12 protein-coding genes are annotated in these 12,600 nt (G+C 65.2%); 7 read left to right on the top strand and 5 right to left on the bottom strand.

What is annotated here, in order from left to right; translation table 11 throughout:
• From K8I61_06475 to K8I61_06460, 4 genes are all read left to right on the top strand, one after another.
• Positions 1-251, top strand: a 251-nt coding sequence (locus K8I61_06475; protein ID MBZ0271662.1) for a PEGA domain-containing protein, incomplete at its 5' end; no start/stop codon positions are given.
• 100 nt (positions 252-351) lie between these two features.
• The gene (locus tag K8I61_06470) at positions 352-1,047 is read left to right on the top strand and encodes a hypothetical protein (GenBank protein MBZ0271661.1); all 696 of its coding nucleotides are present in this window, start codon (positions 352-354) and stop codon (positions 1,045-1,047) included.
• A gap of 41 nt (positions 1,048-1,088) precedes the next feature.
• Positions 1,089-2,393, top strand: a complete 1,305-nt coding sequence (locus K8I61_06465; GenBank protein MBZ0271660.1) for a DUF1566 domain-containing protein — start codon at positions 1,089-1,091, stop codon at positions 2,391-2,393.
• A gap of 316 nt (positions 2,394-2,709) precedes the next feature.
• Positions 2,710-4,617 (top strand): hypothetical protein, encoded by a 1,908-nt coding sequence (locus tag K8I61_06460; protein ID MBZ0271659.1) that lies wholly within the window; start codon positions 2,710-2,712, stop codon positions 4,615-4,617.
• On the opposite strand, the gene K8I61_06455 is transcribed toward K8I61_06460, so the two are convergent.
• The gene (locus tag K8I61_06455; GenBank protein ID MBZ0271658.1) at positions 4,607-5,818 is read right to left on the bottom strand and encodes a glycosyltransferase family 4 protein; all 1,212 of its coding nucleotides are present in this window, start codon (positions 5,816-5,818) and stop codon (positions 4,607-4,609) included. The genes K8I61_06460 and K8I61_06455 overlap by 11 nt on opposite strands.
• A 260-nt stretch (positions 5,819-6,078) precedes the next feature.
• On the opposite strand from K8I61_06455, the gene K8I61_06450 reads away from it, so the two are divergent.
• Positions 6,079-6,615 carry a pyruvoyl-dependent arginine decarboxylase gene (locus K8I61_06450; GenBank protein MBZ0271657.1) on the top strand — a complete coding sequence of 179 codons (537 nt, stop codon included), beginning with the start codon at positions 6,079-6,081 and terminating at the stop codon, positions 6,613-6,615.
• A 99-nt stretch (positions 6,616-6,714) separates the two neighbouring features.
• The gene (locus K8I61_06445) at positions 6,715-7,833 is read left to right on the top strand and encodes a deoxyhypusine synthase family protein (GenBank protein MBZ0271656.1); all 1,119 of its coding nucleotides are present in this window, start codon (positions 6,715-6,717) and stop codon (positions 7,831-7,833) included.
• Positions 7,834-7,977: 144 nt separating this feature from the next.
• Here K8I61_06445 and K8I61_06440 read toward each other — a convergent pair whose 3' ends face one another.
• From K8I61_06440 to K8I61_06430, 3 genes are all read right to left on the bottom strand, one after another.
• On the bottom strand, positions 7,978-8,649 hold the full coding sequence (locus K8I61_06440; GenBank protein ID MBZ0271655.1) for a hypothetical protein: 672 nt from the start codon (positions 8,647-8,649) through the stop codon (positions 7,978-7,980).
• Complete coding sequence (locus K8I61_06435) at positions 8,621-9,166, bottom strand: hypothetical protein (protein MBZ0271654.1); 546 nt, start codon at positions 9,164-9,166, stop codon at positions 8,621-8,623. The genes K8I61_06440 and K8I61_06435 overlap by 29 nt, the downstream gene beginning before the upstream one ends.
• Before the next feature lie 74 nt (positions 9,167-9,240).
• On the bottom strand, positions 9,241-11,316 hold the full coding sequence (locus K8I61_06430) for a S9 family peptidase (GenBank protein MBZ0271653.1): 2,076 nt from the start codon (positions 11,314-11,316) through the stop codon (positions 9,241-9,243).
• Positions 11,317-11,557: 241 nt separating this feature from the next.
• Between K8I61_06430 and K8I61_06425 the strand changes: the two genes are divergently transcribed.
• Entirely contained in the window at positions 11,558-12,088 is a 531-nt protein-coding gene (locus tag K8I61_06425) for an O-acetyl-ADP-ribose deacetylase (protein ID MBZ0271652.1), read from the top strand.
• Between the two features lie 117 nt (positions 12,089-12,205).
• Here the strand turns inward: K8I61_06425 and K8I61_06420 are convergent.
• The coding region (locus tag K8I61_06420) for a hypothetical protein (GenBank protein MBZ0271651.1) at positions 12,206-12,600 on the bottom strand (395 nt) is incomplete at its 5' end.

The following is a 12,600-nucleotide window of genomic DNA, read 5'->3' as shown; positions in this document are numbered from 1 at the left end:
CCCCGACGCCGACCCCGGCGCCGACGCCCGCTCCGACGCCCGCGGCGCCGGCCACGCTCTCGGTGGGGCACCTCGATCCCTGGGCCGAGGTGCGCCTGGACGGGCGATCGCTCGGGCAGACGCCGCTGGTCTTTCCGAATATTCCGCCGGGTCCGCACACGGTTGAACTTGTGAACCCCGAAACGAATCGTCGCGAAAAGCACTACATTGTGTTTGAACCCGGCAAGATCGCTTCGATAACATCCTGGTGATTCAAGGGAGGGTGCCGTGATTCGGCCCGTGTTTCGGTTTTTTATTCTCGCGCTTTTTGTATCGACACTTTTCGCGGCGACCGGAGCCTCGGCCCAGGGCATGACCGCCGCGCGAGCGCTCGATGTCGGCGTAACGCACTTTCGCGAAGGCCGCATCGCCGAGGCGATGCAGTCGTTCAAGTACGCCCTGTTCCACAAGGTGAGCCTCGCCCCCTCGCAGAAACTTCAGCTCCACAAGTACGCGGGCCTGACGTTTCTGTCCTTCAACGACATCGACGAGGCGGCCGAGCAGTTCTATCAGGGCCTGCTCGTGGACGAAAAGCAGTTCCTCGCCGATCCCGACTTCGCGCCGGCGGCCGCGTCGCCGAAGCTGACCGAGGCTCTGGAGATAGCCAAGGCACGCCTGCGCGAGGCCAAAAAACCCGCCCCCCCGCCGCCCGCGGCGAAACCGACCGACTGGCGGACGCCGGTGGGGTGGACGTGCGTCGGCGTGGGAAGCGCGTCGCTCGTGACATCCGGTGTTTTCTATTTGATGGCCTGGGACACGCACAGCGAGTGGGACGCCGAGGATGAAGACCGGGATCGCGCCGACGACCTGCAATCCCAGGGCGAAACGCAGCTACTCGTCTCGCAGATCGCCCTTGGCGCCGGCGTCGTCTTGACCGGACTCGGTATCTATTTCGTGCTATCCGCGGATGACGGCGGCGGCTCCTCGGCCGCCGAGGCGCCGCGTCTTGTGCTCTCCCCCGTCGGCCCCGGCGGCCGCGCGGGATTCCTGATGTCGGGGCGATTCTGATGCCGCGCGATCCGCTTCGCCGCGCGAAAGGGATGTTGAACATGGATAAAACAATCAGAAATCGGCTGCCCCTTTTCCTTGCGCTTGCCGCCGCCACCGCGGCGATCGGCTTGTTCGCGATCGGCTGCCCGAGCTTTGACGACAGCGACAAGGAGTACGAGCCATCGGCGGACGACGACGCCGATGACGATAGCGACGATGACGACGACGCCGATGACGACGACGCGGACGATGACGATCTCGACGACGACACCGGCGACGACGACGCGGACGACGACGCCGACCCGGTCCCCTATGACGAAGACGCCATCGCGATCGCGTTCGTTTACTCCGGTTCGGACGGCGGCAATCACTACCTCGACGATGTTGCAATCGCGCCCGCGGGCGGCGGCGACGCGGTCCTCGAGGAAGGTTTCGAGGGCGAGTTTCCGCCGGCCGGCTGGATCGTCGATATGACGAACGAAAACTCGACCTGGATGATCAACGACGAAATTTCCCACGATGGCGCTCAAAGCGCGTTCGTGCCCGGCGACATCGATCAGGACGAATGGCTCATCACGCCCGTGCTCAACGAGGCCAAGGCCGGCGCGGGCGCGTACGACCTTTCGTTCTGGACGGCGGGCCGCGCATCGATGGTCGAAATGGCGACGATGTACGTCGCCTACACCTGCGACGGCGGCCTCGCGTGGTCGGAAATCTACCGTTACGAGGACGACGGGTCCACAAACGACAACACGTGGTATCCCAAGATGACGTCGTTCGAATGCACGACGACGACCACCACGACAACGACCGGCACGGGGTCCACGACGACCACGAATACGGGCTCGACGACCACCACCGGAACCGGCTCGACGACGTCGACCTCCGCGACGACGACCTCGACCGGCGGCACCACGACCACAGGCGCAACGACGACGACCACGTCGTCGACCACCACGACGACCATGCCGCCGGAGTGCGTCGATAACGGAAACGGAACGGTCACCTGCGCGACGCAGGGCCTGATGTGGGCCAAGCTCGACAACACCGCCAACATCAGCCACTACGACGCGGTGCCCTACGCGAACAACCTGACGCTGGGCTCTCACAACGACTGGCGCCTGCCGACCCGCGCCGAACTGGCGCTGATCTACGACGCGGGACGCAACGATTCCACGCCTTGCGGAACCGCGCACAGCAAGGCGCCGCTGGATCTGTCGTGCACCAAGGTCTGGTCCTCGGAGACCTTCGGCGTCTTGCCGCCCCAGGCGTACTTTATGGACTTCACGACCGGCGTGACCGGGGACGACGGCCGCGGCCAGTCCGCCGGCTACCGCGCGCTGGCGGTGCGCGGATTGCCGTAGGATCGCCCGAAGCGGTCAAATCAGTAGCGCGACACGACGGCCCGGGGCGAATCGTCTCCCCGGGCCGTCTTTTTTTCAGGCGGCGGTTGACCCAAAGCGGCGACCGAAAGCGCCGCCGCGCGGCTCCGATTCGCATTCCGAAAAAACGCATAAAACGGCGACATATTGCGTATGGGCATGGCTCCGTGCTACTTTGGTATTGGAAAAATAATCTACAACTTTCTCCAAAATACGTTCGCCGATGAAAATAATCCTCGGTAATCGTGTGCTTACGCGCTTTTGCCGGGGCGTTTCACAAGTTTTTTGGAGCACGGAAATGCCATCCCGCAACTTTTCGATTCTGGCCCTTCTCCTTTCCACGATCCTCATTTTCGCCGGCTGCGTCGGCAGCGGCGACGGCCCCGCACGCGGCGGGGCTGGCGGCGCGCCCGGACTCAACGGCGCCGCCCCGGAGAGTGAAGCGGATGAGGACGTCCCGGGCGGCGCGGGCGATGCGTATCCCGAAGATCCGGCGGGCCATTTCCGCGAGGGCGTGCAATTCGACGGCGCCGGACGGCAGACGACGCCCCAAAACGTGCGGGAATTCGTCTATCCCATCGACGCGGGCTTCCCGCAAAGCCGCCTCGCGGTCGTCACCAACGACGCCGAGGCGCGCGTTTTCGCCGAATACGACGGCGCCTGGGTCGAGGAAACGATCGATTCCATCCACGCTCCGTTCGAACCCGGCTCGAATCAATGGGGTATCTCCCGATTCTTCCCGTTCACGAACTCCGCGATCGCGACCTACTACGACGTGACCGAAAACGAGCAGCTCATCAGCGACCGCGACGGTTTCGTCCGGAACATCGGCGGCGTGTGGCAATTCGAAGAGCTGCCGGACTTCGTCTTCCATGTCTCGAACGTGATGCAAAACTGGGCCGACGGCACGGATTGGCTCGAGGTGCGCGACGCAGTCGGCGATTATCATTACCTGCATTTCCGGGACGGGCAGTGGCGCGCGGTCGTGCCGGCCGATTCGCACGGCGATTTCGGCAACTCCGGCATCACGTTCGATGCCAAGGGCGACGTCTGGCGCATCGCCAACGACGGGCCCGACCTGCCGCACAAATACCTGATGCGGGCCAAGGAGGACTTCTGGCGGCTTGAGACCCTCCCCGAGCCGAGCGTCAACGTCAGCGTCTCCGGTCCGATCCACAACAGCCACGGCGTCCAGTGGCTTTCCGGCTACGACGCGATCAACGACCGGTTTTTCACGGTCCACCGCGACGAGCGCGATTGGAGCATCGTCGATCTGCCTGACATGGATATCGCATCGGTTTCCGGTTGGGCTTACAACGCCAACGAGGAAGAACAATACCTGTCCGTCACGGCTCCGGTCGACGGCGGCAACCGGCTGTTGCGTTACGATGGAAGCTGGATTGTCGAGAATCTGCCGTCGCAGGCCGATGGCGTCACCGAGCAGATGCGCACCTTCTTCAAGAACGACGAAACCTGGGTGTTCGGCTCCAAATACGTCGAATCGATCGGCGAGCGGCGTATCTTCCTGACGCACGAGGTTGACGGCGTCTGGACGCCATTCACGCTGCCGGCGATCAACGCCTCGAACCCCCGTATCGAGATCATGACCGAGGAGTTGTGGATGTACGGCGCGGACCACGACGCGGCCGACGCGCTGTTCGCGATCCATTACACGAAGAACGACACGATCGTGGAGGAGAACGTTCCGCTCGTGGAGAATATCGTCGGTTCGGTGAATCAGCGCGGGTATTGGGGCGACGTCATGCACCTGTACGGGCGGCACATGGTCGACGATCAGGAAATCGCGTTTCTCGTGCGCCGGGACGGCAACGGCACGTGGTCGATCGTCGATCTGCCGCTTGTCGAAGGCCAGCCGATCCGGGAAATTCGCGATATCCGCCCCGGCACCGGCGGGAAGCTCTGGACGGTCGTCGTGGCACCGAGCGGCAATGTCCACCTGATCGTCGAAGGCGATTCCGGCCTGGCCTTCGAAGCCCTGCCCGCGGACCTGCCCGCCGTCGATCCGTCGGCCTCGGTGAATCTGCAGTTCGATTCGCAGGGCACGCCGTTATTGTTCGCGACCTTCCGCGGCAATATCGAGCAACCGGGATTCGTGCTCGAAAAGACAGCGGGCACGTGGGTCTACGTCGTCCCCGCGAACCTGCAAGACCCGCACGTCGTCACAAGCTTCGCGCTCATGAACTGACCAGCGACGCCAATCGGCCTTCCGCGAGCGCACGGTGCAACGCCGCCGTGCGTTCGCCGTAGGCTTCCCAGCGATACGCCGCCACGTCCGCGCGCGCGGCCCCCGACAGCGCCGCGAGCGTCCCCGGTTCGTCGGCAAGGCGGCAAAGCGCATCCGCGATATTGCGCACGTCGCCCGGCTCGACAAACAGCGCGGAACTTTCGTCGATCGCGACCGATCCCGCCGCGCGCGTCGTCACCATCGCCATGCCGTGCGCCATCGCCTCGAAGGTCACAAGCGCGCTGCCCTCTTCCCACGTCGGAAAGCAGAACACGTCGTGCTCGGCCATCAGGCGCGGCACGTCGTTCCGGAATCCGAGGAACGCGATGTCGTCGCGCCCCGCGTAACGTGAAATGTGCCGCGCGGCTGCCGGCTCCGCGCCGCCGGCGAGCGACAGGCGCGCTCCGGGGATCCGAGCCGCGTCCCAGGCTTGCAGCAATTCGAGCGCGCCCTTGCGCACGCCGACCTGCCCGACGAAAAGCACGCGCAGCGGATCGCCCGGCCGGCGCGGCGCCCGCTCCGGAATCCGCTCCGCCACGCGATGGCCGAAGCGATTGAGGTAGAGCCGCTCGCGCGGATAGCCGTGCGCAAGGAAGCTCTCCCGCACCGGCTCGGACGGAACGGCGACGACATCCGCGACCTCGTAGTCCGACAACGCGCGGCGGATCGCGGCGGCGGGCGTCGAATCGTCAACGAGCCCGTGCCGCGCGTACGCTTCGCGAAGGATCGCCACCTGCGTCAGGATGTGCGTGCTCGCGCGATCGACCACGACCCGCGCTCCGTGCGCCTTGGCGCGCCGGATGGCGTTCGACGCCTGCGTGTTCCAGGCGTGGACATGCGGCGGCGCGTCGGGTGACGCGCCGCGCGCGGTCGCACCGTGAAAAAAACGCGGAAGGCGGCGGCCGACCGCGCGGTCGAACACGAGGTTCTTCGCCAGCCAGTACCATCGATCGGGAACGACGCGGCGCGCGCGATCGGGCAGAAAACGCACGTCGTCCGCCACACCCGCGCCGGGCGCGTTCGGCTCGTGCCCCAGGCAGATCACGCCCTGAAGCAAACCCTCGCGCTCGATCCCGGCGATCGCGTGCGCGGCGGTCGTGCCGATGCCCGGCCCGCCAAGCCGGGAGCCGATGGCGTATAGAACGCGAGGATCGGTCGGCATGGCTCGGGACTTTGGACCCGATGGGCAACGTCGGCAAGATGGGACGACGCCGTCCGCGAAATCGACGCGAAGGTGCGCACGCAAAATTCGCATTCGACGCCGGCTGTTGACGACGCGTGCGATTGCCGTTATGAGCAACCGCGTAACGGCGGCCCAGCAAACCCGCAAGCGGCCGCGCGCTTTTCCATCGGCGATGGTCCCGGCCTTGGCCATCCTTATTTCAGGGGGGCAACGACGTGAACGCCATTGTTCCAAAGCGAATGTTCTTCACCAAAGGCGTCGGGTACCACAAGAACAAGCTGCAAAGCTTCGAATTGGCCTTGCGTCAGGCGGGCGTTGCGCATTGCAACCTCGTGACCGTTTCGAGCATCTTTCCGCCCAATTGCCGAATCATCGCGCACAAAAAGGGCCAGCAGGAGTTGCACCCCGGCGAGATCACGTTTGTCGTGATGGCGCGCGAGGCCACCGACGAGCCCAACCGCCTGGTTTCCGCGGGTATCGGACTTGCCATCCCCAAGGGCAAACATGAGGGCTACGGCTACCTGTCCGAACACCACGCGTTCGGCATGAAGGGCGCGAAGGCGGCGGATTTGTGCGAGGACATGGCCGCGACGATGCTCGCCACGACACTCGGCCTTGATATCGACATCGAGACGGCGTGGGACGAACGCAAGCAGCTTTACAAGTTGGACCGCGAAAACGCGATCGAAACGCGAAGCTACGTGCAGTCCGCGGAAGGTCACAAGGACGGCCTCTGGACGACGGTGGTCGCGCTCGCCGTCCTTCTGACGGACTGACGATCCGACGACGGCGCCCCGCGCGCCGGTTCCGCGTCTCGATCCCCCCAATCGAAGACGCGCGTTTTGCGCGCGCGGCCACGAACGGACGGCGACGGCATGAGCGATAACGACCACGAAAACGGCGGCGGCGCCCACGAACCGTACTTCGGCGCGGGGACGTCGCTTTTCAAACACGCACCGGACATCGTGCCCGAACGGCTGACGCGGGGCATGTCCGCGCGGGCGCTCGTGGACCACATCGGGCGAACGTGTTTCGAGGCCCGCATGACCGCGCGGGCGGCGCGGCTTTTTTCGCGCATGGTGGCCGAAGGCGACGTGCTCTGGCTCGGCATCGCGGGAGCGGGCGTGGCGGGCGGCATGGGCGGCAGCATCCTGCCGCTTGTCGAGGCGGGATTCGTCGACGTGATCTGCTCGACCGGCGCGCAGCTTTATCACGATCTGCATTTCGCGTTTGGCCTGCCGGTCAAGGCGATTCATCCGCACCAGGACGACAACGCCTTGCGCGAGCGCGGCGACACGCGCATCTACGACATCGGCATCCGCGAGGTGGAAACGCTCCAGAAGCAGGACGACATCGTCTGCCAGTTCATGACCGAGGAGCGCGACGCGCTGGTCGATCATCCGGTGCCAAGCTGGGAGTTCAACCACCTGCTCGGGCTGTGGGCGGCGAAAAACGCGCCGCACCCGGATCGCAGCATTGTTGTCGCGGCGGCCGAGCGCGGCATCCCGATGTTCTGGGACAGTCACTCGAATCATTCACCCGCGATGAACGCGGCGGCCATGATGATGCGCGGGGTGGACGTGCACTTTTCGCCGCAGCTCGACGTCCTGGATTCCGCGGCGATCGCCTACGTGACGAAATCGACGGCGTTCGTGGAGCTTGGCGGCGGCGGGCCGAAGAACTTCATCCAGCAGACGGGACCGACGATCAGCCAGATCCTGCGCCGCGACTACGCCGGCGCCGAGCGCGGCCTGCAGATCGGCACCGCCAACGAGCGCGAGGGCAGCCTGTCCTCCTGCACGTTTGGCGAGGCGGTCACCTGGGGCAAATACGAGCGCGACGACCACGACCGCCTCATTCAGGTGTGGGGCGAATACTCCGTGATCTTCCCGATGCTCGCGGCGTACGTCCTCGATACCTGCGAGCCCCGCGAACCGCGGCGGCTTGTGGATCGCATTCCGGCAATGCGGGAGAGCCTGAAAGGCGCGATCTGAGATCGGCCGAGGAACGTATACGTCGATGACCCGGAAAAATCCGGGGGGCGCGGGGCGTCAGCGCCGCATGTCGCGGATTGTCATTTGTTGCGTTCGGCGGCAAACGGCCCAAAAGTTACGAAGTATTCCGGCAACCTGACGGCGTTACGCCGCGTGCAAAAGCGCCCAGTCCTTCTTGACGTTCCACGCCGTGGCGAACGAGCCGTAGGTGCGCCGCGCGAGTTCGGCGGCGGATAGCGTCGGGTCGCCTTCAAGCTCGGCCCACATGTCCGCGCGGTACGAAGGCCCCATGAGGACGCGGCATCGATACGCGCGGTGCCGCCTGACGAGCCAGGCGGGGTCGGCGACATCGCGCCGCCTGTCGCGCAGCGATCCGGCGGCCACCAGAATCGGTGAATCCAAAAAGCGCGGATCCTCGCCGCGTCGCCGGATCAGAAAATCGGAGCCGGTCGCGTGCGGCTCGATGCGCGGGCCGTCGTATAAGTTTTCGATGCGCGCAAATCGCCGATCGGCCGAAAGCCATTTCGCGATCGCCGACCAATAGGCGTAGAGGCGCGGATGCGGCTGCGTTCGCAAGGCGCGATAGAGGCGATCGACGTTGACGGCCGGATGATGGACGCCAAGCCACGTCGTGAGGATCGCGAGAACACGAAAGTCCTTGCGCAGCATCCCCTCGATCGAGGCGGACAGAATCGTGTCCTCGACGTTCGGATTCCGCGTTTCCTTGGCCGCGAACAACATGCCGATGCCGACCATCGCGTGCGTCAGTTCGTCGCCGCTGCGAATGTTAGGAACGGTCAGTCTCTGAAATGCCATGACCCAATTCCTTTTTCAGTTCATTGATCGTCCGCCGAACGTGCGCCGGCCACATCGGATTTCCGTCCTGCTCATCGAGCCACGGCAACGCCGCGTCCAACTCTTCCGGCGTCGGCGCAAACGCGATGCAGTCCACCAAGTCCTCGTCGCCGCGATCGCAATGCGCGAACAACTTGCTCATCAAAAGCTCCATGCGCCCCAAAGTGTGAAGCACAATCGCCCGGCCTTTGAAGGCAAGCTCCAGGCGGTCCTGCCAGCCTTCCGGCAGCGTTCGCGTCAACGATTCCGGGCCGTTGTTCAGCCAGTCGTCGTCGATCGGTTCCCCGGCAGCGCGCCGCTCGCGGGCATATTCGACGGCGGCGCCTCGCACCTCCTCCGGTATGGCGGGACGCAGGATGTCCGCGTCCCGCGTCGGCCGCGTCACGATGCCAAGCAACACCAGCGCGGACGCGCCGATGACCAGCGCCTCGAGGCGCAGGCCGCGCGCCTCAAGCTTCTCGGCTCCATTGAGTATCATTATAACTGATACTTCCGGCGCGTCAAACGTCTCCGGCGAAACTTCGCCGGAAGCGATTTATCTAATGATTCAAGTCAGTTGGGCGCGCTCTCCGCCAGCCCCGGTACGTAATCCGCGCCCGTCTTGACCTCGATGGAGCTGCCCTCGAAGTCGCCGCCGATCGGCTGGAATTCGCCGCCGGCGCAGCGGGACAGGAACGCCTCGGCGACCGCGTAGAACGACATGCGGTTTTGCGGGCGGGCGAAGCCGTGGCCTTCATCCGGATAAAGCAGGTACGTCACCGGGATGTTCTTTTCCTGCATGGCGTCGACGATCTGGTCGGCCTCGGCTTGCTTGACGCGCGGGTCGTTCGCGCCCTGGCCGATCAAAAGCGGCTTCTTGATGCGATCGACAAACGTGAGCGGCGAGCGCGACGCAAGAAACGCGCGGCCCTCGTCGGTTCGGTGGTCGCCGACGCGCGACGTGAACAGCTCGATCATCGGCTCCCAGTACGGCGGAATGGAGTTCAGCAGCGTCATCAGATTCGACGGGCCGACGCCCGCGACGCCGCACGCGAACTGGTCGGGCGTGAACGTGACGCCGACGAGCGTGGCGTATCCGCCGTAGCTCCAGCCGAAGATCGCGATGCGATTCGGATCGGCGATGCCCTGGGCGATCGCCCAGCGCACCGCGTCGATGAGATCGTCGTGCATCTTGCCAGCCCACTCCATGTTGGCGGCGTTGATGAAATCCTTCCCGAACCCGGTCGAGCCGCGATAGTTGACCGCGAGCGTCGCGTAACCGCGATTGGTGAGCCACTGCGCCTCGGGATCGTACCCCCAGGCGTCGCGCGCCCACGGCCCGCCATGCACGTTCAGCACGAGCGGCAGCGGCTTGTCGGGCCGGCCGCCCTTGTCGTGTGCCGGCGGCAACGAGAGATAGGAGACGAGGTTTAGCCCGTCGCGCGCCGGGATGACGACGGGGTGCATTCTGGCAAGCGGCAGATCCTTGAGCGCGTCGCGATGCACGAACAGGAAGTCGGCGCTTTTGGACGCGCGGTCGTAGATGTAGTAGCTCAGCGGGCCGTCGTCCCGGACAAACGCGGCGATCCACGTGGCGTCGTCCATCGTGCGGCTCGCGACGATCAGCTCGCCGTCCGAAACCGCGCGCAACGCCGCAAGGTCCGGCTCGAAGTCCGGATCGAGCACCGTCCATTCATTGCGCAAGTAGTTCACCGAGGCGGCCTGCACGTATTTCCCTGTGGGGTGCGTGATGATGCCGCCCACGTCCGCGCGCCCATCCTCGACAAGCAGCGTCTTTTCCTTCGTCGCGAGGTTCATCGTGTAAAGCGCGGCGGTGTTTCGGCCGCGGCTGTCCAGGAGGAACACGTTCTCGCCGGACTTGTCGAAACCAAGCGGGTTTGTCGTCATCACGTCTTCCGGGCCGATCGTGAGATACGGCGAGAAATCGTCGCCGTCGGCGATGAGGTACTCCATCCCGCCGTCCGGCGTCTGGCGCACCGCGAAGCGGATGGTGTAGTTGTCGTCGATCATGAAACCCGCGTAGTCCTCGTTTTGCTTCACGAGCGTCTTGGCGCCCGTTTCGATGTTGACGCGCCAGACGTCGTGGTACCGCTCGTCGCGGTCGTTCAACCCGACGAGAATCTCGTTCGGGAAATTCTCGCTGACCGCCTCGATGTTCGCGCGCACCTTTTCGGTGGGCGTGAGCGTGAGCGTCTCGCGGCTATTTGTGTTGACGCTGTACACGCGCCAGTTCTCGTCGCCCTTTTCGTCCTGCACGTAGACGATGCGGTCGGGGGCGTACGCCCAGAAATAGCCGCGGATGCCGCGCCCGCGGTCGAACGTGACGGGCACGGCGGCCGCGAGATCGCCGGCCGGCGCGACGAAGATGTTCAGCACGCCCTCATCGGGCGCAAGCCAGCTGATCCACCGGCCGTCGGGCGAAAGACGCACGGCCGCGCGGTCAGGATTGCCGAAGATGGTTTCGCGCGGGATGAGATCGATCGACGGCGCCGGCATGTCCACGGCGGGCGCGGACGGCGCGGCGGATTTGGCCGCGCACGCGGCAAGCGAGGCCGCAACGGCAAATACGAGCGCAAGCACAAGCGCGCGCGCGAAAACCTGGCGGGGAAAACGAAGGCGTTTCGACATGGAGAATTGACCTCGGGAAAATTTCAGGAGACGCGATGTGGCAAAGACGCTAACGCACTCCGTCACGGCCGCGCAACCGTGTGGTGGGGGAGCTCGGGAGTTCGGAAGTTTGGGAGTTCGGGGTTTCCCATCTTCCCATCTTCCCAACTTCCCAACTCCCCAACTCCCCAACCCCCCGCGCTTTTTCTCGCGGGCGCGGCGCGCTATGCTCGGCGCTACAAGGTCAACCGGGGTTCATGAGATGACGACCGACTGGAAATCGCGCATCTTGGTCCGGCAGGGCGATATCACCCGGCTGGAAATCGACGCCGTGGTGAACGCGGCGAATCACACGCTGCTTGGCGGCGGCGGCGTGGACGGCGCGATCCACCGCGCGGCCGGGCCGAGGCTCCGCGAGGCGTGCAAGGAGCTCGGCGGCTGCGAAACGGGTGACGCGAAGATCACGCCCGCGTTCGACATGCCGGCGAAATGGGTGATCCACACCGTCGGCCCGGTGTACGGGCGCGGCGGGCCCGATCGCGCGGCGCTGCTTGCGAACTGCTATCGCCGATCCCTCGAGGTCGGGGCGGAGCATGGCGCGAAATCCATCGCGTTCCCGGGCATCAGCACGGGCGTGTACGGATACCCCATCGAGGAAGCCGCCGGCATCGCCGCGAAGACGGTCGCCCGATTCCTACGCGAGCGCGGCGTTTACGAGCAGGTCGTGTTCTGCACGTTCTCGGACGAAGCGACGCGGCTCATGCGTGAGGCGATCGAGAGGCTGGAAGGCTGAAAGGCTGGAAGGTCACCGCAAGCGCCGATCGCTGAGTGAATTGCCCCGGCAGGCGCTCGCGTCAATCGTCCATAAGGTCCATTCCGTCCATCATGTCCATTTTGTCGATCTCAATCCTCAATCTTCGATCTTCAATCTCCCGCCGGCCCGCACGTACTTCACGGCGCCACTTTTCTCCTCCATGCGATACAGCCCCGCCGGAAGAAGCAATTCCTCGCCCGGAGCGATCGTGCGGCCCGCGACGCGGCGCTCGGTATCCGACGCCGGCAACGGGAAAAGCGGCCGTGCGAGACTCGTTAGCCGCGTCTTCACGTTGCGCGTCTGGCCGGGCTTGAGCACAACGCCGCGCGTGGAGACGACTCCCGCGCGCGTCGCCGTGAGCTTGTGAAGACGGCGCCCGTCCTCCGGCAGCGCGACGCGGACCGTCAGCGGCGCGATGCCGATCGGTGCGCCCTCGAGCGCGAACACGGCGCCCGCCGGTTCGTCCACGCGGATCACGGCCTCGCCGGGCG

Source organism: bacterium, from assembly GCA_019912885.1.
In the GTDB taxonomy this organism is placed as follows: domain Bacteria; phylum Lernaellota; class Lernaellaia; order JACKCT01; family JACKCT01; genus JAIOHV01.
Note: the sequence above shows the minus strand (reverse complement) of the source record. Positions and strands in the feature narration are given on the sequence as shown.